The organism is Sporosarcina koreensis, assembly GCF_042655825.1.
GTDB classification, from domain to species: domain Bacteria; phylum Bacillota; class Bacilli; order Bacillales_A; family Planococcaceae; genus Sporosarcina; species Sporosarcina koreensis.
This window is the reverse complement of the sequence record NZ_JBHSNP010000024.1, coordinates 43,803-66,502: the sequence shown is the minus strand read 5'-3', so window position 1 is coordinate 66,502 and position 22,700 is coordinate 43,803. Positions and strand designations below refer to the sequence as shown.

Annotated in this window: 28 protein-coding genes; 12 read left to right on the top strand and 16 right to left on the bottom strand. The window is 45.3% G+C overall.

Features of this window, described 5'->3' with window-relative positions:
- Window positions 1-16 precede the first annotated feature (16 nt).
- Window positions 17-409 (bottom strand): hypothetical protein, encoded by a 393-nt coding sequence (locus ACFPTP_RS10830; RefSeq protein WP_381444637.1) that lies wholly within the window; start codon window positions 407-409, stop codon window positions 17-19.
- Window positions 410-618: 209 nt separating this feature from the next.
- On the opposite strand from ACFPTP_RS10830, the gene ACFPTP_RS10825 reads away from it, so the two are divergent.
- Window positions 619-819 (top strand): CsbD family protein, encoded by a 201-nt coding sequence (locus ACFPTP_RS10825; RefSeq protein WP_381444634.1) that lies wholly within the window; start codon window positions 619-621, stop codon window positions 817-819.
- Window positions 820-873: 54 nt separating this feature from the next.
- Here ACFPTP_RS10825 and ACFPTP_RS10820 read toward each other — a convergent pair whose 3' ends face one another.
- The gene (locus ACFPTP_RS10820; protein WP_381444630.1) at window positions 874-1,053 is read right to left on the bottom strand and encodes a hypothetical protein; all 180 of its coding nucleotides are present in this window, start codon (window positions 1,051-1,053) and stop codon (window positions 874-876) included.
- Window positions 1,054-1,190: 137 nt separating this feature from the next.
- On the opposite strand from ACFPTP_RS10820, the gene ACFPTP_RS10815 reads away from it, so the two are divergent.
- Window positions 1,191-1,418 (top strand): hypothetical protein, encoded by a 228-nt coding sequence (locus ACFPTP_RS10815; protein WP_381444628.1) that lies wholly within the window; start codon window positions 1,191-1,193, stop codon window positions 1,416-1,418.
- 91 nt (window positions 1,419-1,509) lie between these two features.
- Here the strand turns inward: ACFPTP_RS10815 and ACFPTP_RS10810 are convergent, their stop codons facing one another.
- From ACFPTP_RS10810 to ACFPTP_RS10800, 3 genes are read right to left on the bottom strand one after another with little or no spacing between them, the layout of a single operon-like run.
- Window positions 1,510-2,292 carry an ABC transporter permease gene (locus tag ACFPTP_RS10810; protein ID WP_381444625.1) on the bottom strand — a complete coding sequence of 261 codons (783 nt, stop codon included), beginning with the start codon at window positions 2,290-2,292 and terminating at the stop codon, window positions 1,510-1,512.
- A complete protein-coding gene (locus ACFPTP_RS10805) occupies window positions 2,289-3,191 on the bottom strand; it encodes an ABC transporter ATP-binding protein (RefSeq protein WP_381444623.1) in 903 nt (300 codons plus the stop codon). The genes ACFPTP_RS10810 and ACFPTP_RS10805 overlap by 4 nt, the downstream gene beginning before the upstream one ends.
- A complete protein-coding gene (locus ACFPTP_RS10800) occupies window positions 3,188-3,388 on the bottom strand; it encodes a PLD nuclease N-terminal domain-containing protein (protein ID WP_381444620.1) in 201 nt (66 codons plus the stop codon). Before ACFPTP_RS10800 ends, ACFPTP_RS10805 begins: the two co-directional genes overlap by 4 nt.
- 198 nt (window positions 3,389-3,586) lie before the next feature.
- On the opposite strand from ACFPTP_RS10800, the gene ACFPTP_RS10795 reads away from it, so the two are divergent.
- From ACFPTP_RS10795 to ACFPTP_RS10770, 6 genes are all read left to right on the top strand, one after another.
- Window positions 3,587-4,156: an RNA polymerase sigma factor gene (locus ACFPTP_RS10795; protein WP_381444617.1), complete on the top strand. Its 570-nt coding sequence runs from the start codon at window positions 3,587-3,589 to the stop codon at window positions 4,154-4,156.
- Window positions 4,156-4,890, top strand: coding sequence for a hypothetical protein (locus tag ACFPTP_RS10790; RefSeq protein WP_381444615.1), 735 nt, complete (start codon window positions 4,156-4,158; stop codon window positions 4,888-4,890). The genes ACFPTP_RS10795 and ACFPTP_RS10790 overlap by 1 nt, the downstream gene beginning before the upstream one ends.
- A gap of 136 nt (window positions 4,891-5,026) precedes the next feature.
- Complete coding sequence (locus ACFPTP_RS10785) at window positions 5,027-5,386, top strand: hypothetical protein (protein ID WP_381444612.1); 360 nt, start codon at window positions 5,027-5,029, stop codon at window positions 5,384-5,386.
- Between the two features lie 64 nt (window positions 5,387-5,450).
- Window positions 5,451-6,641 carry an alanyl-tRNA editing protein gene (locus ACFPTP_RS10780; protein ID WP_381444610.1) on the top strand — a complete coding sequence of 397 codons (1,191 nt, stop codon included), beginning with the start codon at window positions 5,451-5,453 and terminating at the stop codon, window positions 6,639-6,641.
- A 154-nt stretch (window positions 6,642-6,795) separates the two neighbouring features.
- Window positions 6,796-8,013, top strand: coding sequence for a glycosyltransferase (locus ACFPTP_RS10775; RefSeq protein ID WP_381444607.1), 1,218 nt, complete (start codon window positions 6,796-6,798; stop codon window positions 8,011-8,013).
- A complete protein-coding gene (locus ACFPTP_RS10770) occupies window positions 7,982-8,719 on the top strand; it encodes an HAD-IIB family hydrolase (protein WP_381444605.1) in 738 nt (245 codons plus the stop codon). The genes ACFPTP_RS10775 and ACFPTP_RS10770 overlap by 32 nt, the downstream gene beginning before the upstream one ends.
- A 450-nt stretch (window positions 8,720-9,169) precedes the next feature.
- On the opposite strand, the gene proS is transcribed toward ACFPTP_RS10770, so the two are convergent.
- A complete protein-coding gene (gene proS / locus ACFPTP_RS10765; protein WP_381444603.1) occupies window positions 9,170-10,606 on the bottom strand; it encodes a proline--tRNA ligase in 1,437 nt (478 codons plus the stop codon).
- A gap of 352 nt (window positions 10,607-10,958) precedes the next feature.
- Here proS and ACFPTP_RS10760 point away from each other — a divergent pair, with 352 nt between their 5' ends.
- Window positions 10,959-11,330 (top strand): zinc ribbon domain-containing protein YjdM, encoded by a 372-nt coding sequence (locus ACFPTP_RS10760; RefSeq protein ID WP_381444600.1) that lies wholly within the window; start codon window positions 10,959-10,961, stop codon window positions 11,328-11,330.
- Between the two features lie 157 nt (window positions 11,331-11,487).
- Here ACFPTP_RS10760 and ACFPTP_RS10755 read toward each other — a convergent pair whose 3' ends face one another.
- The 3 genes from ACFPTP_RS10755 to ACFPTP_RS10745 form a co-directional block, all read right to left on the bottom strand.
- Complete coding sequence (locus ACFPTP_RS10755; protein ID WP_381444598.1) at window positions 11,488-13,164, bottom strand: methyl-accepting chemotaxis protein; 1,677 nt, start codon at window positions 13,162-13,164, stop codon at window positions 11,488-11,490.
- A gap of 153 nt (window positions 13,165-13,317) precedes the next feature.
- A complete protein-coding gene (locus ACFPTP_RS10750; RefSeq protein ID WP_381444595.1) occupies window positions 13,318-13,863 on the bottom strand; it encodes a hypothetical protein in 546 nt (181 codons plus the stop codon).
- Window positions 13,850-14,653, bottom strand: a complete 804-nt coding sequence (locus tag ACFPTP_RS10745; protein WP_381444592.1) for a cytochrome c oxidase assembly protein — start codon at window positions 14,651-14,653, stop codon at window positions 13,850-13,852. The genes ACFPTP_RS10750 and ACFPTP_RS10745 overlap by 14 nt, the downstream gene beginning before the upstream one ends.
- A gap of 261 nt (window positions 14,654-14,914) precedes the next feature.
- Here ACFPTP_RS10745 and ACFPTP_RS10740 point away from each other — a divergent pair, with 261 nt between their 5' ends.
- On the top strand, window positions 14,915-15,343 hold the full coding sequence (locus ACFPTP_RS10740) for a GatB/YqeY domain-containing protein (RefSeq protein WP_381444590.1): 429 nt from the start codon (window positions 14,915-14,917) through the stop codon (window positions 15,341-15,343).
- A gap of 41 nt (window positions 15,344-15,384) precedes the next feature.
- Here the strand turns inward: ACFPTP_RS10740 and ACFPTP_RS10735 are convergent, their stop codons facing one another.
- The 5 genes from ACFPTP_RS10735 to ACFPTP_RS10715 all read right to left on the bottom strand — a co-directional run bounded on the left by ACFPTP_RS10735 (window position 15,385) and on the right by ACFPTP_RS10715 (window position 20,200).
- Window positions 15,385-17,796 carry a heavy metal translocating P-type ATPase gene (locus ACFPTP_RS10735; RefSeq protein ID WP_381444587.1) on the bottom strand — a complete coding sequence of 804 codons (2,412 nt, stop codon included), beginning with the start codon at window positions 17,794-17,796 and terminating at the stop codon, window positions 15,385-15,387.
- Window positions 17,797-17,912: 116 nt separating this feature from the next.
- Entirely contained in the window at window positions 17,913-18,113 is a 201-nt protein-coding gene (copZ, locus tag ACFPTP_RS10730) for a copper chaperone CopZ (protein WP_381444585.1), read from the bottom strand.
- 87 nt (window positions 18,114-18,200) lie between these two features.
- The gene (locus tag ACFPTP_RS10725; protein ID WP_381444583.1) at window positions 18,201-18,488 is read right to left on the bottom strand and encodes a metal-sensitive transcriptional regulator; all 288 of its coding nucleotides are present in this window, start codon (window positions 18,486-18,488) and stop codon (window positions 18,201-18,203) included.
- 99 nt (window positions 18,489-18,587) lie between these two features.
- On the bottom strand, window positions 18,588-19,526 hold the full coding sequence (locus ACFPTP_RS10720; RefSeq protein ID WP_381444580.1) for a cation diffusion facilitator family transporter: 939 nt from the start codon (window positions 19,524-19,526) through the stop codon (window positions 18,588-18,590).
- A gap of 161 nt (window positions 19,527-19,687) precedes the next feature.
- Window positions 19,688-20,200 carry a YusW family protein gene (locus ACFPTP_RS10715; protein ID WP_381444577.1) on the bottom strand — a complete coding sequence of 171 codons (513 nt, stop codon included), beginning with the start codon at window positions 20,198-20,200 and terminating at the stop codon, window positions 19,688-19,690.
- A 116-nt stretch (window positions 20,201-20,316) separates the two neighbouring features.
- On the opposite strand from ACFPTP_RS10715, the gene ACFPTP_RS10710 reads away from it, so the two are divergent.
- Together ACFPTP_RS10710 and ACFPTP_RS10705 are read left to right on the top strand one after the other, a co-directional pair.
- Window positions 20,317-20,667, top strand: coding sequence for a glyoxalase superfamily protein (locus ACFPTP_RS10710; protein WP_381444573.1), 351 nt, complete (start codon window positions 20,317-20,319; stop codon window positions 20,665-20,667).
- 23 nt (window positions 20,668-20,690) lie between these two features.
- Window positions 20,691-21,203 carry a methylated-DNA--[protein]-cysteine S-methyltransferase gene (locus ACFPTP_RS10705; protein WP_381444570.1) on the top strand — a complete coding sequence of 171 codons (513 nt, stop codon included), beginning with the start codon at window positions 20,691-20,693 and terminating at the stop codon, window positions 21,201-21,203.
- A 77-nt stretch (window positions 21,204-21,280) separates the two neighbouring features.
- Here ACFPTP_RS10705 and ACFPTP_RS10700 read toward each other — a convergent pair whose 3' ends face one another.
- Together ACFPTP_RS10700 and ACFPTP_RS10695 are read right to left on the bottom strand one after the other, a co-directional pair.
- On the bottom strand, window positions 21,281-22,210 hold the full coding sequence (locus tag ACFPTP_RS10700) for a DsbA family protein (RefSeq protein ID WP_381444567.1): 930 nt from the start codon (window positions 22,208-22,210) through the stop codon (window positions 21,281-21,283).
- A 1-nt stretch (window position 22,211) separates the two neighbouring features.
- Window positions 22,212-22,559 carry a winged helix-turn-helix transcriptional regulator gene (locus tag ACFPTP_RS10695; protein ID WP_381444687.1) on the bottom strand — a complete coding sequence of 116 codons (348 nt, stop codon included), beginning with the start codon at window positions 22,557-22,559 and terminating at the stop codon, window positions 22,212-22,214.
- Window positions 22,560-22,700: the final 141 nt, after the last annotated feature.

Here is a 22,700-nt window from a genome sequence, read left to right as displayed (position 1 = left end):
ATTCCTTCATCTTTTTTTATGATTCGAAGCCCAAAATGGGAATACGGTCCTCCAGTATTTCGACTTGGTCCATCGGAATGTCGATCCGGAATTCATTTCCGTAAGGACTGACAGCGACTTTCTTTTGGGCAAACGGGTTGTTCGTCACGAACGTTGCGATACGGTTCTCCTCTTCATAACTCTCCAATGCAAAACGATAGCCGGATAGGATAGCATAGGGAAACACCTCGTAAGCATCTTCCAGCTCATCCGTGCTGATTTCCTTGAATAAATAACCTCTTGTGCCTATTTCGACAAACCCGATTTCCTTATCTTCCGGATTTCCGGATTGCAAATAATATGTACGCCGCTGCGAAAGAAGTGGATATTCTTTACCGTTCCAAACTGCAAAACGTCCTTTTCTAATCATTCCATCTCCTCCAAGAATTGCATATGTCTTCATCCATTATATAAAGCGGACAAATATGGGAAAAGGTAAGTTCAACCAAAATTTCGACATAATTTTCAAGGACTTTCCACTCTTGCCTTTTTGAAATTTCAGGCCGTCCCGATCTGTACGTTTGCCTTTTTTCCTTGCAGGGTATTGAAAAACTACTACTCTTTAAGGAGGTTTTCATCATGAAAGAAAGAGGTTACTCGGATAAGGTAAAAGGTGCCGTCAATAAAGTCAAAGGTGAAGCAAAAGATCAATATGGCAATGCAACGGATGATGCTATGTTGCAGGCGGAAGGCAAAATGGATAAATTGAAAGGCAAAGCGCAACAGGAAATCGGTGAATTCAAGGACCGATTCGGCAATCACAAGAATCAGCGTCGCTAATTTCAACTGAAAGGCAGGCTGTCTCCTACATCTATGGGAGGCAGCCTTCCCTTGTCATAAATGATCGGTGTTGATGCGTGGAACCGTTCCTGCATTGGCATCTCTAGGCTGCACGATGTCGTCACCTGCCAACATTTCACCGCTATCCGTCATTTGCGCCCTGCTATCCCTTTCCGTGTCTTCTACTTCTTCGGCTTCTACGGCTTCGCGCTTACCGTCATATCTTTTCTCCATGTTAAACACTCCTTTTTCATTTGCTTTCATTACTTTACCCCCAGAATCGTCTGAAAACACATTTCAGTTGAATGTGCTTCATGTTTAGGTCAAGCAGATAAAGTGAATAGAATAAGAACAGAAAGGAAGTGCTTTCATTGAATAAGAAAAAGCCATTTACTTCAGAAGATCGGAAAGACGCTGAAGGTCCTTTCATGGACAACCCGGAAAACTTGCCGACAGACAAGGAAAGCATCTACGACATGCATGAAGATATGAAGAACGTCGATCCGATTCCATTGGAGGATGTTAGATTGGAAGAACATGAGGAAGAGCATCACCATGATACGAAAAGCAGTTCGTCGAGCGAGGAGAAATATAAATAAGCTCAAAAAAGTAGAGGCGGAAAAATTCCAAGCCTCTACTTTTTTATTGCAACTATTCGTGTCGGTACCTGTCGATATTCCCCGGGAAATGTCAGACCAATGTCTTGGCAGCATTCCGTTTCGTCATGTATATACCGAAAAAGACAAGCGCAATAATGAGGGCGACCGTAAGCCCGACACTCATCCAAAAGGCTGATTGATCGGCAGATGCACCGAATGCGGTTGATGCATATACGCTCAATTTCCACGGAGTCACTGTCCAGTACGCGCCGACGACGCCATCAATGATCTGGAAAACGAGCAGGATTAAGATGGACAGACCCGCAGCGCCTCCGGATGACAACCAAGCGCTTAGTGCAAGCACGACCGTGACAGCGAAAACGAGCCACAAACTATACGTTCCTAAAAATGTGAAGACTTCCCCAGCCGCCACTGAGTTAAATAAAATCCCGATATAATACCATGCCGCAAAAAAACCTAACCAAACACTTGCCAATACAACCACATTGACGACAATCCATTTGCTGAGGAAATATTGGGCAAATGACATAGGTCGCACGTATAGAAGCGTTGCCGTCCCTGATTTCCGCTCACCCGAGATGGATCCCATAAATGCAAGGATGATAATTAGTATGCCGATCATCTGGTATTGACTCATCAATGAAACGAAAATGTCTTCCCCTCGGAATTCCGGCCAGGTGAATTCCGTCCCTTCCGGCAAGTTCCCTACACTTTTCATAATTTCAGGCAGAAAGTGGTTCGAGATAGGCTCAATCACCCCAAAGATGATAAACACGATCGGAATCCAATAAAGTTTAAAGTTACGCATGTTTTCACGCCATTCCTTGCGCAACAGTACATTGAGGCTGCTCATCCCTCCATCACCACTTTCATGAAGATTTCTTCCAAACTCGCAGTCTGCAACTCAACCTTCCGAACATGGAGAGAATTTGTATGCAGCAGCTCGATTACTTCAGGCGTGCCGACTCCTTCCTTGACTGCGTCGATGGAAACTTGCTTCTTCTCCATCTTGACTGCCCAAGGGGAAAGTGCTGTGAATCGCTCCGCCTCTTCCATAGAATCGAATTCGATAAGAATACGAGGGTTCGCGTATTTTTCACGGATTGTCTCAAGCGATCCATTTTCGACAAGGACGCCTTTGCGCAAAAATAACAGCTGGTCTGTCATCTCTTCCGCATCATTCAAAATATGAGTTGAATAGAGAATTGTCGTTTTCTGTTGAAGTTCCTTCAATAGATTCATCACTTGCCTTCTTCCGACCGGGTCAAGCGCGGATACCGGTTCATCCAACAGCAGCAGCTCCGGTCCATGGACAATCGCCTGCGCTAATCCAAGCCTTTGCTTCATCCCCCCGGAAAGCGTTCCCGTCCTCTTTTTCATGGCATCCCCAAGGCCGACGAACTCAAGCGTCTTTTTCGCTTCCGCCAATGCCTGCCTAGTTTCGACACCACTCAATACGGCTGCCATTTCTGTGAACTCAAGTGCTGTCAGCCAAGAAAAAAACTTCGGGTATTGAGGCAGGTAGCCAATGGAAGCCCGGATATCCGGCTTCGGTTGACCCTGGAAAAGAATCGATCCGCTCGACGGCGTGACAAGTCCAGCGAGCATGGACAATGTCGTCGTCTTCCCCGCCCCGTTCGGCCCGATCAGGGCTGTCGATGTGCCTTCCTCCAATTCGAATGTAATCGAATCTGCGGCTTTATGACTCCCGTAAATCTTCGATAGATCACTTACTTGCAGCAATTGGGTCATGCTTGCTTCCTCCCGAAGACGAAATACAAAACCGAGCCAATGATGTTGCCGAGTAATATGATGAAAATCCACATGATGAATGGCCCGTTCGTCCGTTGATGACGAATGAGATCGACTAAAGCGACAACCATCAGGATCAGTTGAAGTACAAGAAGCGGTAAAACAAGACTCCAAGGTATGTTTGCAAGTTCAGACATGAACGTCACAACCTCTCCATTTGTTATAGGTTCAATATAACACACTTTGTTCTAATATGTATATAACAAAGATGAAATTTTTCTTATAAATTTTGCCAACCATGATGGCGGGCGGATCGCTTTGGACGCTGAACCATGATTCGTGATGCGGTTTTTTGTTTCCCTGAAAACTTTTCGTCAAAACTGAGGGTATATATAGTGAGAGCAACAAATTCGGTTGTTCTGAAAGGAGTGTACCGTGTGCAGCAGGAAAAGTGGGTTCGGAAAATAAGGGCAGGCGACAAAGCCGCTTTCCGGCAATTTTATGAAGCGTATGCCAATCCGGCAATCCGGACGGCGAGCGCCATCACCCGCAACCGTGAGATGGCGAAGGATGCGGTGCAGGAAACGTTCATTCGTGTGTACCGCCAAATCGGAAGCTACAATCCGGCATTGCCTTTCGACCCTTGGTTTTATCGGATATTGACGAATGAATGTCTTCGTTTACTGAAAAAAGAGTCCCCTCTTTCGAATATCGAAACGCTGGAGAACGATCCTTCCATTGCGGAGGAATCTTTCGATCAGTTGACGGAGCTTTACGATAGTATTCAAGCATTGGACGATTCGCACAGGATTCCGCTCATCTTGAAATATATTAAAGGATTTTCCGAAAAAGAGATTGCGGACATTTTAGGGTTGAATCACAACACCGTCAAGTCGCGATTATTCAAAGGACGGAAGCGGTTAAAAGAGCAGTTGGAGGCCATGCGAAAGGAGGATATGTCCTGATGAGCAAATTTGACGAGCGGATAAAAAGGGAGCTTGAAAAGCAAACCGATGAAGATGTGCACGAACTGAAGGACGACGTTTGGAATGAAATCAATAAAGAACTATTCGAAGGGAAGCGTTCGGAAATGAAAAGGAAAAAGAGATGGGTCCCCGCAGTGCTGATAGCAGCGGCGGCACTTATCCTTGCATTCACCTTACAGACCGAGCCTGGCTTGGCATTGATCAAAGGAATCAAGGATATGTTCGCTCCTGAAAAGGAGATCATCCAAAGCATTGAAGGGCAAGATGAACCGACGGAAGTCCATTTGAATGAAGGAAAGGATTCCGAGTATATCATTTACGTGGATGAATCCCGCTATAAAATGATCAAGGGAGAAGACGCTGATATCATCACTACAATCGAGCCTCTTCCCGAGAAGTATCCGGAAGTGAGCATGGAAATCAAACAATATCCATCCGACAAGCCGGAAGCTCTTGTGAAGGAGATTGAGGAAAAGTTGAAGGTCGACTTCCCCGATCTGCGGGGCGTAGAAACCGTGTCGGAACCCGTGGAAGGCTATTGGCTGCATGGTCTGACCGAATCGACATGGGACGGAAAGGTTATTGATGTGTACGTTATCAGCAATGGCAAAGATGGGAGCTTTGTCATTACCGAGAAGTATTTCCTTGAGGCAGCAGAAGGGCACGGTGCAAGATTCTATCATATGCTGCAAAGTTTCGAAATTATCGAATGAATGGAGTCATGGAGGGGGATCCTTTTTTCCCCTTCTTTTTTTATAGGTATAAAAGTAGATTCTTCTCTTCGTATGCATATGTTATAAGAATATAGGGTATAAATTGCAATAGTAGATAGCAAGGGGGCTTTTGTTTATGGATGTCTTTATGGTCGTCATCGATACACTGATCGTTCTATTATATATAACACTGATCGCATTCATTACACCTTTTACGATGAAGTTTCTCAAAAGAAGGAACTACGATATTTTCATTCAACTGCTGCCAATTAGTTCGATTGTTTTTGTCAGCAGCGTTGTTATCGCCATGGGACTTGGCGGATTTCAGGAGATGCTGTTTTTCAAGATAACGAGTATCATATCAGTGATTCTGCTAGGATTTCTATTGTTCCTGACATTGGCGATGAGAGTATTATGGAAAGACAAGTACGATATGTTAGTAGAAAGGATCCTTTCCTTTCGAGAAAAAAATGAACGGAGCTTCTCACTGAAATAAGTGGGAAGCCCTTTTCTATTTATTGTACACTGTTGATAAACTACTCACACTGGGGGATGGCAGCATGTTAAAAGACCGTATTTATTATCAAAATGCCTATAAAAAGACTTTCAAAGCACGCATTGTTGAGAATGGAGTGGATTCGGAGGGGCGCCTGTATGCCGTATTGAGCAACACGGCGTTTTATCCGACAGGTGGCGGGCAGCCGCATGACACGGGGACGATTGAAGGGGTACGGGTAATCGATGTGGAGGAAGTGGACGGTGAAGTCCGCCATTACCTTGGCGAAGAACTTCATTCCAAAAAGGAAGTGGAGGGGGAAATCGATTGGGAGCGCCGCCTTGACCATATGCAGCAGCATGCGGGACAGCATATCTTGACGGCCGCTTTTGTCCGTCTTTTCGGATTTCAGACAGTCAGTTTCCATCTAGGCAAAGGACTTGTTTCCATTGACTTGGATGTAGATGACGTGACGGCCGAGCAATTAGCGGCTGCTGAAAAGCTTGCGAACGAGATCATTTTGGAGAACCGCCCGATCGAAACGAAATGGGTGACGGAGGACGAGCTTTCCGAGTATTCATTGCGGAAACAATTGGCCGTGACGGACGAAATCAGGCTTGTCATCATACCGGATTTCGACTATAACGGCTGCGGGGGCACCCACCCGACCTCGACTGGACAAATCGGATTGCTGAAAATCATCTCCACGGAAAAACAGAGAAGGAAAGTCCGTGTCAACTTCGCTTGCGGCAGCCGGGTCCTGCAACAATTGCATCGGAAGCATGAGGAGCTGTCTGCCGCCTCCAAATTGCTAAGTGCCCCTGAAAACGGAGTGAGTGATGCAATTGAGCGGCTTTTAGCTTCACACCATACATTGGAAAAAGCATTGGAAAATGCAAAGGAAGAGTTATTGTTTTTCGAGGCGAAAAACTTATTGGACAATAAGAATGGCAATATAGTAAGAGCTTCATTTACCGATAGGACCGTGCAGGAACTGCAAAAATTGGCAAAGCTGATTGTTGCCGAGTATGAATCGGCAATCGCCCTTCTCGTTGCTGAGAATGAAGATCGCCTGCAGTTCGTCGCAGCAAGGGGCACATCGTCAGGGACAAGCATGAAACTGGTTTCCACTTCGGTCTTGCCCCTTCTCAACGGCAAAGGCGGCGGAAATGATGCATTTGTCCAAGGCGGTGGCGAGCGGACAATGACGGTGGAAGAACTGTTGAATGTAATGGAAAATACGATAGCTAATTAAATGGATACGTTGAAACTCCTCCTGAATAAAGTTTGGGAGGAGTTTATTATTTTATTAAGATTGTTAACTGAATAATGTTTACTATTTAACAATCCGGGTAAATAAAGACACTAGATACCAGGATACTTCTGCTATCTTCGAAAGGGAGATTTATATGAAGAAAAAAATAGTATTCATTTCTGATCACGGCGATCCGCTTGCAGCGCTTGGAGGCGAACAGGCAGGCGGACAAAACAATTATGTTAAACAATTGGCACTTTCATTGGATAAAAGAGGACATGCAGTAGATGTCATTACACATTGGGCGGATGCGGCAGTCCCACAAGTTGAAGAATTCGGTTCGGGATGCCGGGTGATCCGCGTCTCAGCAGGGGTAAAAGGCTATGTGCCGAAAAGTGACATGTACAACATGCTATATGATTTCTATGATGAAATGCAAAGTCTTATTGACCTGTCGTCTTATGACCTCGTGCATACCCATTATTGGCTATCCGGGCTTCTCGGTGCAAAACTGGCCGAGGACTATGGTCTGCCATGGATTCACACTTCCCACTCACTAGGCGTTGCAAAACAACAGGCAACCGGCGTCACGGAACCAAAACGGATTTCCGCTGAACAATTGATTTTGCAGTTGGCCGACACGGTCGTTGCTACGACTGCGTCTGAACGGAAATTGATCAATAGCTTCGTTAAGAATCCTTCCCCAATTAAGGTCATTCCCATCGGAGTTGATCATCGCTTTAAGCCTTCCACTCAGAAAGAAAAGGCGCGTCCTTACTTCGCATTTGCTGGAAGACTTGAAGTGACGAAAGGGATTTACACGCTTCTGAATGCATTCCGCCTATTGATGGAGAGGCACGAACTTCCTTCCTCCACCAAGCTGGTCATTGCGGGAGGAGATCCGGATAAAATCGATCTCGACAAGAAATTGCCGACTTGCCCGAAATTGAAAAAGGCGGTTGCGGGCTTGGAGCGGCATGTCGACTTTATCGGCGCCCGTTCCCAGCGCCAATTGGCAGAGCTATTCAATAAAGCGACTGCCGTCATCGTGCCTTCGACGTATGAATCATTCGGAATGGTCGCTGCGGAAGCGCAAGCATGCGGCAGCCCCGTCATCGCCTCAAGAGTTGGTGGGTTGAAGGATGTTGTCCGCCACCGGGAGACGGGTCTCCATGTCGAAAAGGAGAACAAGGAACATTTAGCATTCGCCATGAAGCTGCTTGCGGCGAACCGTGAATTTACCCGTTCCCTCGGACGGCGCGCTGCGGCCTATGCACGCTGGGAATTCAATTGGGACAGCGTTGCTAAGAAAATGGATGGATTGTATGAGGTGGTCATTCTTGGAAAACAAAAAGTACTTGCTAGCGACTGACTTGGATGGAACGTTTGTCGGCGACAAGGAAGCGCTTGGGCGATTGCTTCAGTTTTTTGATGGCTCGCCGGACGAAGTGGCGCTCATCTATGTGACCGGTAGGCATTTATCCTCCGCCCGATCGCTCATGGCGGAGGAGGGATTGCCGATGCCGGACCTGCTTATAACAGATGTGGGTACGGCTATTTATCGAGGTGATTTGGAGGAAGATCTTGATTGGAAAGATCGCATGCAGGAGGATTGGCAACCTAGGATGATTGCTGAGAGTGCGGCATTTTTTCCTGCATTGAAAAGACAGGAACTGCCCGATGAACGGCGTGTTTCCTTTACCGTGTCTGATGATATCGGGGCGGTGCATGAATTCAAGAAAGCTCTTGAGGACCAAGCGATTGCCCATTCATTCATCTTCAGCTCGAGCCGGGATATCGACGTGCTTCCTAGTAGTGCTGGTAAGGGGAACGCCTTGGAATATGCGCTTGGCAGGTATGCGAGGGATGGCGTTAAAATTCTTATCGCAGGCGACTCCGGCAACGACCGGGATATGCTTTCCCTCAGCCACCCTTCCGTCATCGTCGGCAATGCCCAGCCGGAGTTGCTGGAAATGGACCCGTGCGAGAATCTTTTTTTGGCAAATGAAAATTGTGCAGGCGGCATCCACGAGGCATGGCTGCATTTTTATGGGGATCGGCGGGAGTCGGCGGGATGAGTCTATCACCGACTTGAGGGGAGTTATCACCGACTTGAGGGGAGTTATCACCGACTTGAGGTACTTTATCACCGCCTCTCCATGATTTATCACCGCCTCGGGGTATTTTCATCAACTTTCCGAGCTTTACCACCGACTTGAAGCGATTTACCACCGATTCTCGGCCTATTACCACCGACTCTCCGTGCATTACCACCGATTCGGGGCACTTTACCACCGAATCGCATGAATTCACCACCAACTTGAGGAGTTATCACCGCTTATGACGGGTTTATCACCGCTCGGAGGCACTTTATCACCGCTCAGGAGGAGTTTATCACCGCTTAGCACCCTTTTATCACCGCTCGAAGATCTAACAGCTTCAGTCCCCCATTAAATGAATCCGCAAATTTATTGCATCGCGCAAAAAGGCTGCCTCCCAAGGGATGGCAGCCTAATTTATTCAAAATATCAATAAGCTCTTGCAAACCAAACTGTATGCTTAGCTTCTTTTCCGCAATTGATGCACGTCGACTTTTCAGCCGGTGGATTGAATGGAATGTTGCGCGTCGTGAACATCGTTTCGTCCTTCACTTGCTCTTCGCACGCGTCATCGCCGCACCAGCCGGCAAGGATCCAACCAGGGATTTCGCCTTTATCAGCCGAGTCCGCGATGTGCTTCCTCAGTTCCTCTATTGTGTCGATATGCGTGTGGGAATGCTCCGCACGGAATGCGCGCGCTTTTTCAAGCAAGCGTGTCTGCATCGTTTGCAATTCCTGCTCAATGCTTCCGACGATATTCGCCAAGTCGACAGCGACTTTCTCGTCTTCGTCACGTGCTTTCATAAGCGCCTGATTGTTCTCCAAATCACGTGGCCCTAGTTCAACGCGAACAGGTACGCCTTTCAGTTCCCACTCATTGAACTTGAATCCAGGAGACTGATCGGAATCGTCCAACCTCACGCGGATGCCTTTCGCCTTCAACTCCGCGAAAACTTCATCCAACTTCTCCATGATGGCAGGGTTCTTCTTCCAAGGACCGACCGGGATCAGGGCAACTTGCGTCGGTGCGATGCGTGGTGGCAATACAAGCCCTTGCTCGTCGCCGTGCACCATGATGACCGAACCGATCAGGCGCGTTGAAGTTCCCCATGACGTCGTATGGACGAATTCATGACGGTTTTCTTTCGTCAAATATTTGATGTCGAATGCTTCCGCAAACTTCGTGCCTAAATAGTGGGATGTACCCGCTTGTACCGCTTTTCCATCCTTCATCATTGCTTCGATCGAATACGTATCGACCGCACCTGCGAAACGCTCGGATGGTGTTTTTTGTCCGTCATAGACTGGAATTGCCAATAGCCCTTCCACAACTTCTTTATAAATGTTCAACATTTGCATTGTTTCTGCACGTGCTTCTTCTTCATCCACATGCGCAGTATGCCCTTCCTGCCATAAAAATTCAGATGTCCGAATGAAAGGCAATGTCCGTTTCTCCCAACGGAAGACGTTCGCCCATTGGTTAATTAAAACCGGAAGATCCCGGTAGCTTTTGATCCAATCGGAATACAAGTGGCCGATCATCGTCTCGGACGTAGGACGCAAAGCAAGTCGCTCTTCCAATTTCTCGCCGGCGGCTTCCGTCACAAATGGAAGTTCAGGGGAGAATCCTTCGATATGATCCTTCTCCTTTTGGAAGAACGATTCTGGAATTAACATCGGGAAGTATGCATTCCGGTGGCCCGTCTCCTTGAAACGCTTATCCATTTCGGCTTGGATATGCTCCCAAATTTCAAAGCCGTCCGGTTTAAATGCGATACATCCGCGGACAGGCGTGTAGTCCATTAGATCCGCCTTCTGGATCGTGTCGATATACCATTTTGAAAAATCGTTTTTCTGATTACTCATCTTGATTTCCTCCCTATCATAATAAAAAGCGCAAAGCTGTCCTATATAAGGACGTCTTTGCGCTGAATAGACGTGGTACCACCTTCATTCGGCCTAGCCATGCTAAGCCCTCGAACGTTCTGTAACGAAAACGACCCGGTCATGTTTGCATGACATCTCCGTGGTAGGGTTCAATGAAAAGCGGTGGTACGGCTCTCAGCAAGGCGCCATACTTTCTGTTTCACAATTTTCATTTACTTGGCCACTTCTACGATTCCATATTGCTTATAATATAGCAAATACTTGAGATTTATACAAATACAGTTTCGTCTTGCTCCCGCAGACTTGGATTTATCCTGTTCTCTGCTATAGTATGATTGATACTATCAGATGGAGGAATCAAGTCATGAACAATTTACCTAATTGCCCAAAATGTAATTCCGAATACACATATGAAGATGGAAATCTCTTTGTTTGCCCTGAATGCGCATACGAGTGGACAGCTGAATCCCAGGAGGCAGAAGCTGAAGCAGCTGTCGTCCGCGATGCATATGGAAATGAGTTGAACGACGGCGATACGATCACAGTTATCAAAGACTTGAAAGTGAAAGGCAGCTCAAATGTCGTCAAAATGGGGACGACGGTGAAAAACATCAAGCTGGTCGAAGGCGATCACGATATTGATTGCAAAATCCCCGGATTCGGCGCAATGCAGTTGAAATCGGAGTTTGTGAAGAAGATATAAGTCGGCATCGAGTGAGTCAAAGATCCCGAAATGACGATAACTTTGTGAACTTGACCGATATTTGTCGGGAAATGACCGATAACTCATAGGAAATGACCGATATCTGTCATCTTCGGCAAAAATGAGGGGGCTGTCCTAGGACAGCCCCCTTTCTCACTTACAATTTGAATTGAAGAACGTTCCGATTGAGTTCTTCTGCGTATTTCGCCAGTTGCTCTGAGCTCATTGCCACTTCTTCCATTGAGCTGTTTGTCTGTTGCGTCGACGCGGATGTTTGTTCAACGCCTGCTGACGTCTCTTCCGTGATGGCTGCGATTTCCTCAACGGAGCTGCGCATTTCTTGACTGCGGGTTACCATATCGGATAAATTGCTTGAAATCGTTGAAATATGTGCAGCGACTTCAGTCACAGCATCATTAATGTCGTTGAATGTTTGGCTCGTCTGCGTAATTTGTTCCGTTCCTTTCTCGACTTCCCCGTATCCTTCCAATAGGGAGGCAGCGACAGAGCTGGATTCGGATTGAATGTCATCAACAATCTTTGTAATGTCAGTGACAGAAATGGATACCTGTTCCGCCAAGTTTCTCACTTCTTCGGCAACGACTGCGAAACCTTTGCCATGTTCGCCAGCACGTGCCGCTTCAATCGCCGCATTCAATGCTAATAAATTCGTTTGATCGGCAATCGCCTTGATGACGACGACCAATTTCGAAATTTCCTGTGATTGGGCGTCCAATCCTTGGATTTTTTCTACTGAATATTGCACGATTTTATCGATTCTACCCATTTGTTCATTGGAAAGATCCATTAAACGGCGACCTTCTGCCGTCATATCCAGCACTTTTGTAGAAGCCACTTGAATATGGCCGCCCTTGTCATCGGCCTCTTCCACTTGGTGAACAAACGAGTCCATCAAGTCAGATAGATTCCCTGCTTGTGTCGCTTGTGATTCCGCACCTTCCGCCAGGTCATACATCGTCATGGCAACTTGATCGGTAGCGGCTTTCACTTCATTCGCGGATTGCGTCAGCTCTTCACTTTGAGCCGTGACTGAAGCAGAGATATCATTAATCGTATGTAATAGATTCCGGGTGTTATGGCTCATTTCATTTGCGGCATGAACAAGCTGACCCACTTCATCCTTAGCCTTCGTTTCCATGTTCTCGCTGCTTAAATCGCCTTTAGCCATCTCCAACATACGGTTCATTACCATTTTGATCGGTTTTGTAATTTGTTCGGCAGTGAAAAGTGCGGCTGCTATGCTTAAGAGGATCACTAAAACCGTCACAACACTGACGATGGTAAACGTCTGTTTCCCACCTGCAATAATCTTCGCTTCTGCGGCTTGAATATTCGCTTCATAGTCCGCTGCCAATTTTTCATACCCTGCCATAATTTCACGAACCATCGGAGTCGACTGCTCTAATTTTTTCAGCGCTAACTCCTTGTTGCCTTTATCATACTCGACAAACACTTCATCGGTGATGATTGTCCGCCATGCTACCGTCTGCTCGATGAGCCGGTCGAATTCATCCGTTTCTTGAATATCCCGGATGATCTTTTCATTTTTCATTCCAGTTTTGCTGTACTCATTGAACCTATCCTTAAAATCTCCTCCGTATAAGACATACCCCCGGGCTGTCGAAATACGGTTCGCCATCGTCAACGCCATCTGTTCATGGGCAATCAATAACGGAAGCTCTTTCTCCACTATATTTTTTGCTTCGTTGTTGCTTTTCATCACGACTGATATATTATAAATGCCGTACATGAGTACTAATATTATCACCAATGAAAAAGAGAATAACAATTTCCTTTTAATACTTGTAAACATACTATACATCTCCTATTTTTAATTACACAACTTTGCTAATATCGGCCGGGTTCGCTTCAACTTAAGTAAATTAATTATTCAATAGATAATATTTATTTTTCATGTCAATCAATAAAAAGAGCGAACCTCAACTGGGCCCGCTCCTCATCCTGTTCAATTATATTTTTTCTCAAATTCGATTTCGTGTTTCTTCAATTCCCCTTCAATCGCAGTGCGCCACATGCGTATATGCCCGTTTTCCGAAAAGGTCAGCTCATTGCCGTCCTTGAAATAAAATTCATATTTCGGAAAGCCATCCGCCGCAAGATTAAAGTGCACCTTCTCCACCTCTTCCCAAGCATACGAGTGGCGATCAGACCATAATGACTCTCTGAAGGAAATTGATTCACCCGAAAGAGACGTATATATCTGGATTGCACTCACAAAGAAAAATGCACTGAACAGCAGGCTGGCAATGCTGCCGATCTTTGCGGCTTTGCTGAGGTTCAAAACGAATAAAATAAGTGCAGATGCGGATAAAAACAGGAATCCAAATGCATAGAGCAAATACGCTTTGCCCGGCAAAATGACGACCCAGCCCTGTGGATCATGTATATTCGTTGCAACGAATGTAGGCAAAGGCAGTAGCAGGAACGGTGAGATGACTAAAATACCGAGCCCGATTGCCATAAAGATATGCCGCACCTCATAGTTTTTCAACAAAACCTCCCCCTTTATCCCTTTTCTCACAATACGTTTGCGCCGGAGGATAAGTTTCGTTTTTTTCCGACTTCGGTTGAGCGGCAATCATTTTATCTTCAAGCTTGAGCGCCATAACCAATCCGCATTTATGCAGCCCCATCATAATTACTCCTGCCATGAACTGATCATATTTTGTGTTGAATGGCGACGGGAGCAAAGTGACTGTACCCAAAGTTTCTGGCATGCAAAGATGTACAGTCAGTTGTACGAATAAAGGATTTTCAATTTCCCCAATCAAGGCTGCCAATATGAAAAACAGGCACGCTGGTAACAACACATAGCCGCTCGTCATCGCATACCGTTTCATGTCGCGCTTATCGAGTCGCCGATTTGGATCTGGTGATGCGATTGGCCACCACATGATGAAGGAAAGTAAAAACATGCCGGAAATAAATCCACTCTGCAGAAGGGCGTTTTTTGAAATAAATGTGAGAATGAAAGGCAAATGATACAGGAGCAATATTAGCCCAAATACATAGAGGGCAATTTTGGGAGGGAAATGAAGTTTTTTTATCCACGATGGCTTTGGAAAGTTCAATGTTTTCCTGTAGAGATTCTCAGGAGTGCCTAGCAAAATAAGAGGAGGGATGATGAAGAAAAGAATACTCATCTGAATCATATGCAAGCTGAATGAGAGATGGCTGATGATAGTAAAGGGGCTGCCAATAGTGAAGTACAGTAGGAGTACACCGAGGGAAAAAAGTAAGGTATGTCTATTAACCAATCCGGCTTTCGCATAATATTGCACTAAAAATGCATAACAACCGACTAGACAAACATGGAAAACCAGTAAAGTGATATTCCATGGTGATGGACCACCAAGTAAGAGTATACTATCCAGCTCGACTTCCCTCCTTTTTAGGCCTTTTGTTTATTGTATGTTGCAATGAAGGGATTAACCCACTGCTCGCAACACTTCAGTTGCTTATCGGGGGCGTGTTATTTATAATTATTACACAAAATCGAGTGGCTGGATGCATTCGATCTATGAAAAGAGGCGATTTGAACGATGTTAAAAACAACTGTGTTCGAACAACTGAAACAGGCAATGAAAGAGAAGGATACCCTTTCCAAAGGGGTGCTGACACTTTTGAAGTCTGCACTTGATATGGCTGAAAAAGAGAAGGGCTCCGCTCTGACAGAAGAAGAGGAAGTCGCAATCGTCAACCGCGAAATCAAACAAACGAATCAAGCGTTGGAAGGTGCTGAAAAAGCGCAGCGCGAAGATTTGATTGAACAAGAAAAGAAGAAATTGGCGTTGTTGAAATCTTTCTTGCCGAAGCAATTAAGCGAGGATGAAGTAAAGGCATTACTGACAGAAGCCGGAGTCGTCCAAGGAATGAACATGGGAGACGCGATGAAAATCGCAAAGCCGCTTCTTGCCGGGAAAACAGACGGCGCAACGATGTCAAAAGCTGTAAAAAGCCTCATTCAGTAATAAATTAAGCCCATCCGATAATGGATGGGCTTTAACTGTTGTTATAATTTTACCCGTTGAAGCCTAAGCGCGTTCAGTACAACCGATACCGAGCTGAATGCCATTGCAGCGCCCGCGACCCATGGGGCTAGCAGACCGAACGCCGCCACAGGTATGCCAATCGTGTTGTAGAAGAAGGCGAAGAACAGGTTCTGCTTAATATTGCGCATCGTTTTCCGGCTCATGATAAATGCGTCTGCAACACTGTTCAGATCGCCACGCATTAATGTAATATCAGCTGCTTCAATCGCAATATCGGTTCCGGTTCCGACGGCCATTCCGATATCCGCCATCGCAAGTGCCGGTGCATCGTTGATACCGTCGCCGACCATCGCGACTTTCTTCCCTTCGGCTTGCAATTGCTTGATTTTATCGCTTTTCTGGTCAGGTAGAACTTCTGCGATAATATGTGTTAACCCGACTTGCCGCCCAATCGCTTCAGCAGTATGCTGGTTGTCTCCAGTCAACATAATGACGTCAAGACCAAGTTCCTGCATTCTTCGTATGGCCTCTTTGGACGTTTCTTTCACGGTATCCGCAACAGCCACGATGCCCGCAAGCTCCCCATCGATTGCGATGAGCATCGCCGTTTTCCCTTCGTTCTCCATTTTCTCCATTGTTGCTTGGATATTTTCAAGAGCAATGTCCCGGCTTCGCATTAGTTTCCGTGTACCGGCAAGTACATGTTTTCCGGCTACCTCTGCTTCAATTCCGTATCCAGGAAGCGCTTTGAAAAACTCCACTTCAATCAATTCGATTCCTTTTTCTTTGACACCCGTCACAATTGCCTGTGCCAGTGGATGCTCAGATTGGTTTTCAGATGAAGCGACTAATTGCAGGACATCTTGTTCAATAAAGCCTTCCGATATGATAACATCTGTTAACGCCGGTTCACCTTTCGTCACTGTTCCCGTCTTATCCAATACAACCGTGTCAATGGAACGGGTATTTTCAAGATGCTCGCCGCCTTTGAACAGCAAGCCCATTTCAGCTGCCCGCCCAGAGCCCGCCATGATTGATGTCGGTGTCGCTAAACCGAGCGCACACGGACAAGCGATGACCAAGATGGAAATCGTCGGGATGAGAGCAGATCTGAAATCACCAGGCGTGACGGCAAAATACCAAATGAAAAACGTCAAAATGGCGATGCCGACAACGATCGGGACAAAAATGCCCGAAATTCTATCCGCTAACCGTTGAATTTCCGCTTTAGAGCCTTGCGCTTCCTCTACGACTTTGACAATTTGCGATAATGCGCTGTCTTTTCCAACCTTCGTCGCCTTGATTTGCAATGAACCGTTTTTATTGATCGTTGCTCCGATAACGGAGTTTCCAGGCACTTTATCGACGGGAATACTCTCGCCCGTAATCATCGATTCATCGATTGCCGATTGGCCGGAAATGATTTCTCCATCGACGGGTATCTTTTCTCCTGGTTTGACGAGGATAATGTCCCCTGCCACGACCTCTTCAATCGGAATTTCTTGTTCAATACCCTCTTTCAAAACGCGTGCTGTTTTCGCTTGCAAGCCAAGCAGTTTTTGAATTGCCTGGCTCGTTTTCCCTTTTGCTCGCACTTCGAATAGTTTCCCTAAGACAATAAGTGTGATGATGACGGCGGATGCTTCAAAGTAGAGCTCCGGTTCTCCAATGCTGCCTCCGCTCATCCACTCGAAGGATAAATAAAGGCTGTAAAAATATGCAGCACTCGTTCCAAGCGCTACAAGAACATCCATGTTGGCGCTTTTATTCCGTAATGCCGAGTAGGCGCCTTTATAGAATTGTCCTCCGATGATGAATTGGACGGGTGTCGCGAGTGCCAGCTGCACCCACGGATTCATAAGGAATGCCGGCAAGTATAGAAAGGAAAGGAATTCGAAATGTGCCACCATCGTCCATAATAACGGCAACGTGAGGACTGCGGAAATTATAAATTTCCGGGTCTGTCTTTTGATCTCCCGCTCTTTATGGTCCATCTTTTCCTTTCCATCCGATTTTGAAAGCAATTCATACCCCATTTTCTTTACAGTCGCTTTCATTTCGTCAACAGTCGTTTGACTGCTGTCATAATCGACATTCAGCGTTTCAAGCGCAAAATTGACCGTTGCATTGGAAACGCCATCCATCTTATTGATGCGTCTTTCTATTTTTGTCGCACAAGCCGCACAGGTCATGCCTGTTACGTCAAATGTAGCTTTGTCTTGTATGACATGAAAGCCGAGCTTCTCAATTCTCGACGTGAACTCATCGACATTCGTCACATCAGGATCGAAGAAAATTGTTGAACTTTCCAGTGCAAAGTTCACATTCGCCTTTTCGACGCCTTCTATTTTGGATAAGCCCTTTTCAATCCGGTTTGCACATGCGGCGCATGTCATCCCTTCAATTTTCAAGTTTTTTTCTGCGGTTGTCATTTGCATCCCTCCTATACAGGGTGGGGGTATATTGATTTGAAAAAAGAAGGATTATACAATTCAGTATAACCGCTTCACTTTCTTTATACCCCACATGGTGAGCCAAGTATTGTTAATTAAGCTACGTCATAGCCTTGGTCTTCAATTGTTTCCTTAATTTGTGCGATCGTCGTTTCATTACCGAACTCAACTGTTACTTCTTTATTCGCGAGGTCCACTGTAACAGCTGAAACGCCTTGTAGTTCGCCGACACTTGACTCGATTGATTTTACGCAATGGCCGCAAGACATGCCTTCTACTTTTAATACTTCTTTCATGATGAAAACCTCCCTGAATGTTTGGTGTATTATTGCTTTCAATATATCATACCCTACGAGGGTATATCAAGAAAAAGATCCGCATAATTATTTGGTCATTGTTTTCATGACGCTCATCAGCTCTTGGATAGCCGCCTCTCCGTCCTGCCCTTTTATCGCTTTCACGACACAGTGATGCGTATGATCTTCCAGCAGGGCAAGGGATACTTTGTTCATTGCTGATTGAATTGCGCTTATTTGGTGAAGGATATCCACGCAATAGCGGTCGTTCTCAATCATTTGGTGAACGCCTCTCACCTGTCCCTCGATTCTTTTTAACCGATTTAAAAGCTGCTGCTTATTCGGCTGGACAGTTTTCTTTGTCGTTTCAGTCATATAACTTCACCCCTCACAGGTTTATATACCCCATACCCCTATAATAACACTTTTTACAAGGAAGAGCAAATCGCAAATATACAGAGTCACGGGCTCATCTTAATGATGATGCCCATCCGACGATTCGGGTTTCGCCTGGCATAGAATCGAATCGTCATGCTGATGTGCAGAGGTTTCCAATTGAATCGTAATGTGATGGATGTTTTGATGCAATAAGTCCTGTTCAATGCTGCGCAGCACTCGCTCACTTTCACCAATTGTCATTTGATCGTCCACAACTACGTGGCAGGAAAGTGCATGTAAACCACTCGTAATGGACCAAATGTGTAAATCATGAACTCCTTGTACCTCTTTTGTATTTTGGATGATCCGAATAACCTCATCCACCTTTACATTTTGAGGCACACCTTCCATTAATACATGCAACCCCGACTTTGATACAAGATAACCACTGCGTAAAACGAGCAGAGCTACAACTATGCTTGCTAACGGATCTGCCCACCCCCAACCGAAGATCATCATGAGCAATGCTGCAGCAATTGCGCCAATCGAGCCTAACATATCACTCATGACATGTAGATATGCGCCCTTCATATTAAGATTCTCCTCAACGTCCCCACCGCGCATCATAATCCATGCAACGAGAATATTGATAGCCAAGCCGATGCCGCCAACAATTAACATTCCTGTCGTCGCAACTTCAGGTGGATGGGTAAAACGTTTAATGGCTTCGTAAAAAATAAATAACGCAATCACAATTAATGTGATGCCGTTTAATACCGCGGCCAAAATTTCAAATCGTCTGTAACCGAATGTCTTACTTTTACTCGCTGCCTTTTCCCCTACCTTGAATGCAATCAAGGCAATCGCTAACGAAATCGAGTCACTTAGCATATGGCCCGCGTCTGCCAAAAGCGCAAGACTATTCGTCAAAAACCCTCCGATCGCTTCCACAATCATGTATATCGTAATGATAAGAAAGGAGATCAATAACACCTTTTTATTCGCGCTATGTGTATGATCATGATCGTGTCCCATTGGATACCCCCCTCTCGTAGTTGTCTGCATGTAATTGATTTTTACCTTTTGAAGATTGTACCATCTTTAATTAGCCGGCCAGTTGCCAAAAGTCTATGCCATAACAAATCAAAACAAACGTGAGTATGAAACCCACGTTTGTTTTAATAACTGTGCCTAATTTATTTACCTTTCTTATCTTCAAATTCAATTTTCGTTCCATCGTTGAATGTAATTTCCAAATCGAATTTCGTATAGTCAGTAGGCAGATTGAAGGTTTTCAACACTTGTGAAATGGCTTCGTCTTTGTTCGTCTGCTGTGTAATCGTCAACTTTTGAACGAGGGGATACAATTCATCGAACGCCTCTGTGCCATTTTTCTCGACATGATTCACTTCATCTTCAATTTTAGCTTTAACAGTGCCTATACTATCCGTCTCGAGTTCCGCTTCGTACTCTTTATCGCCTGCATATTCAACTTCCAATTCAAATTCTACATAATCGAGTTCATCCATATTTTGCAGCATGTCCGCAGGAGTCTCCTCTTTTAAGGTAGGTTCCTCTGTTACGGTAGTCTCCTCTGTTGCCGTCGTTTCCTCTTTTACGGTTGGCTCTTCTTTCTGGTCATCTGTACCGCAGCCAATCAACATGAGAGACAGCGCACTGGCGAAGGATAATGTTGCAAATTTTTTCATTCAAACGACCTCCAATCTATTTTCTTCCTTACCCGCCCCATGGTATGTTGAATCAAGATTGACATTTCAAAAAGCACTCGTTTACATTGAAAGAAACGACAGGAGGGCGTTATTGAATGATTACACCTATCTTTCGGATTTTTGATATTAAAAAGGCTCATGCCTTCTATTTGGATTACTTAGGATTCCAATTGGATTGGCAACATCAGTTTGCCGAGAACATGCCAATGTATTTCCAAATTTCTTTGGATGGAACTGATTTGCATTTATCCGAACATCATGGCGATGCTTCCCCCGGCAGCGCAATTCGCATAAAAATGGATGATTTGAAAAGTTATCATACCAAGCTATCAGAAAAAAGCTACCGCTTCGCTAATCCCGGTTTGGAGAAAACGCAATGGGACACGCTTGAATTGAAGGTGATCGACCCTTTCTCGAACAGGATCATTTTTTACGAAAATTGTTAATTAGTAACGAAAGGAGATTTGGAATGGAAATGAAAAATGAAAAAATCATCTATTGGATGCTGTTGAATCACGGACACTGGAACATCTATATGGCGGCGACAGCTGAAGGACTTTGCTATGCCGGCCCGCACAACGCCCCCTTTGAGGAGCTTGCCGCGTGGGCAAAGAAACGACTTCCCGCTTATACCTTGGTGGAGGATAGATCAGTCTTGGAACCTTATGCAAAGGAGCTGATTGACTATATGGAAGGAAAACGCAAAGAGTTCACAATGCCACTGGATCTGCACGGCACTCCGTTTCAACAATCCGTCTGGAAGGCTCTGCAGGAAATACCGTATGGACAGACCGTTTCCTATTCAGATATTGCCGAAAAGATTCAAAATCCGAAATCGGTGAGGGCAGTCGGAGCCGCAATCGGGGCCAATCCACTGCTGATCACTGTTCCGTGCCATCGCGTCATTGCGAAAAACGGCAATCTGACCGGCTTTCGAGGCGGATTGGAAATGAAGAAGCAATTGCTGGCTTTGGAACAATAACAATCGTATATATTAAAAAACAGCCCACTTTTTGCCATATAGCGCTTAAGTGGGCTGAATTTATTAGAGATGAATACTTATTTTGCTTGAATATATTTTTCACCAAGAAGGCTATTAACCGTATAAGCATCTTGCGGCAGTTGTTCCTTTGCAAATGTCTCTACTTTATTTTTATCAATCGAATAAAATTCTTCAATTTCACGTGAGAACAATAATTTTTCCTCTTTCAGCAATTGATCGAACCTGGAAAGCTGTTTCGGCTCTATCGTTTCATCCGGCAGCAGTCGTTGGAGTGCATTCGCATAGTCCTCCAATGATCTTGCCCCGACAATCCGCACACCTTTTTGTTCTTCATTCATCATGACGATTGTCGGGAAACCGCGGACACCTAATTGACGTACGATTTGGAAGTCCTCGTGCAATTTTGTGTCAGCTTCAGGGAGCTTGGATTGATTAACAAATTCCTCTCCGTCCAGTCCGACTTGATTGATAATATCGATGAGGACATCGTCTTGTGCAATGTTTTTATTGAAGGCAAAAAGCTCTTCCCTTGCCCGGCGTAAAAATGTATTTGCAAGTTCAGGATTGTTTTTTTGAATCACTTTGTAGACTCGGGAAGGAATGAAAGAAGATGAGATCGGATTGTCATACCAAACCGTACCATCTATCGGCATGCGCGAATGTTCGCCGACTTCCCTCCAGTGACCGGCGACGTCGGATGGTCCGGATATTCCGTTTGCAGGATCGACGGGGCCTTCTCCCCACTTTTCAAGCAATCCGCCCATTAACGTGTGCATATTGAAGTAATGCCCGTACTGATGGACAAACTTTCGAAGAACCGGTTCCAACGCCCAGCAATGCGAGCAGATCGGATCCGTTACATAATAAAGGTCAATCGTTTTTTTCGGTGCTGACAAATCAATGAATTCCATTGTATTCGTGTCGTCGCCAGCAGGCCCGCAGACGCCTGTTTCCATATTACAAATCATATTATTGTTCGTTCCCATTTCAATTCCCCTTTTCTTTTGTATGATCGGATAAATCGAGTTCGATATGCTTTTGCGCCCAAGCATGCACCGGCTGCAAAGCGATTGCGAGCTGTTGCCCTTTTTCGGAAAGATGATAAGAAATAATGACAGGAGTTCCTTCCGTCACTTTCTTTTCGACTAGTCCGTGTTCAGCGAGTTCCGTTAATTTCAATGAAAGCGAGCGGGGGGTAATATCCGGCAAGTCGCGTTTCATATCTGAAAAATGGGCAGTGAACCCGGGGCAAATCGACAAATAATGAATAATAAGCCCGTTCCAACGCCTTCCCAAAATTTCAAAGCAAGATTCTAAATAGGGACATACTTTAATGGGTACCACCTCCATTGATTAGCTTCAGTATATACAGATATAAAAAGTATATCAAGTATAAAGATTATACATGATGAAAGATAAAAAAACCGCCAATAGTTGGCAGCTTGTTGATGACTCGTTTTGAGCGCGGATTGACCT

Bases quoted from the DNA above. Each gene is read 5' to 3' on its own strand.
- ACFPTP_RS10830 (WP_381444637.1), bottom strand. From the start codon at position 409: ATGATTAGAAAAGGACGTTTTGCAGTTTGGAACGGTAAAGAATATCCA.
- ACFPTP_RS10825 (WP_381444634.1), top strand. From the start codon at position 619: ATGAAAGAAAGAGGTTACTCGGATAAGGTAAAAGGTGCCGTCAATAAA.
- ACFPTP_RS10820 (WP_381444630.1), bottom strand. From the start codon at position 1,053: ATGGAGAAAAGATATGACGGTAAGCGCGAAGCCGTAGAAGCCGAAGAA.
- ACFPTP_RS10810 (WP_381444625.1), bottom strand. From the start codon at position 2,292: ATGAGCAGCCTCAATGTACTGTTGCGCAAGGAATGGCGTGAAAACATG.
- ACFPTP_RS10805 (WP_381444623.1), bottom strand. From the start codon at position 3,191: ATGACCCAATTGCTGCAAGTAAGTGATCTATCGAAGATTTACGGGAGT.
- ACFPTP_RS10800 (WP_381444620.1), bottom strand. From the start codon at position 3,388: ATGTCTGAACTTGCAAACATACCTTGGAGTCTTGTTTTACCGCTTCTT.
- ACFPTP_RS10790 (WP_381444615.1), top strand. From the start codon at position 4,156: ATGAGCAAATTTGACGAGCGGATAAAAAGGGAGCTTGAAAAGCAAACC.
- ACFPTP_RS10785 (WP_381444612.1), top strand. From the start codon at position 5,027: ATGGATGTCTTTATGGTCGTCATCGATACACTGATCGTTCTATTATAT.
- ACFPTP_RS10780 (WP_381444610.1), top strand. From the start codon at position 5,451: ATGTTAAAAGACCGTATTTATTATCAAAATGCCTATAAAAAGACTTTC.
- ACFPTP_RS10775 (WP_381444607.1), top strand. From the start codon at position 6,796: ATGAAGAAAAAAATAGTATTCATTTCTGATCACGGCGATCCGCTTGCA.
- proS (WP_381444603.1), bottom strand. From the start codon at position 10,606: ATGAGTAATCAGAAAAACGATTTTTCAAAATGGTATATCGACACGATC.
- ACFPTP_RS10760 (WP_381444600.1), top strand. From the start codon at position 10,959: ATGATTGATACTATCAGATGGAGGAATCAAGTCATGAACAATTTACCT.
- ACFPTP_RS10755 (WP_381444598.1), bottom strand. From the start codon at position 13,164: ATGTTTACAAGTATTAAAAGGAAATTGTTATTCTCTTTTTCATTGGTG.
- ACFPTP_RS10740 (WP_381444590.1), top strand. From the start codon at position 14,915: ATGTTAAAAACAACTGTGTTCGAACAACTGAAACAGGCAATGAAAGAG.
- ACFPTP_RS10735 (WP_381444587.1), bottom strand. From the start codon at position 17,796: ATGACAACCGCAGAAAAAAACTTGAAAATTGAAGGGATGACATGCGCC.
- copZ (WP_381444585.1), bottom strand. From the start codon at position 18,113: ATGAAAGAAGTATTAAAAGTAGAAGGCATGTCTTGCGGCCATTGCGTA.
- ACFPTP_RS10725 (WP_381444583.1), bottom strand. From the start codon at position 18,488: ATGACTGAAACGACAAAGAAAACTGTCCAGCCGAATAAGCAGCAGCTT.
- ACFPTP_RS10720 (WP_381444580.1), bottom strand. From the start codon at position 19,526: ATGGGACACGATCATGATCATACACATAGCGCGAATAAAAAGGTGTTA.
- ACFPTP_RS10715 (WP_381444577.1), bottom strand. From the start codon at position 20,200: ATGAAAAAATTTGCAACATTATCCTTCGCCAGTGCGCTGTCTCTCATG.
- ACFPTP_RS10710 (WP_381444573.1), top strand. From the start codon at position 20,317: ATGATTACACCTATCTTTCGGATTTTTGATATTAAAAAGGCTCATGCC.
- ACFPTP_RS10705 (WP_381444570.1), top strand. From the start codon at position 20,691: ATGGAAATGAAAAATGAAAAAATCATCTATTGGATGCTGTTGAATCAC.
- ACFPTP_RS10700 (WP_381444567.1), bottom strand. From the start codon at position 22,210: ATGGGAACGAACAATAATATGATTTGTAATATGGAAACAGGCGTCTGC.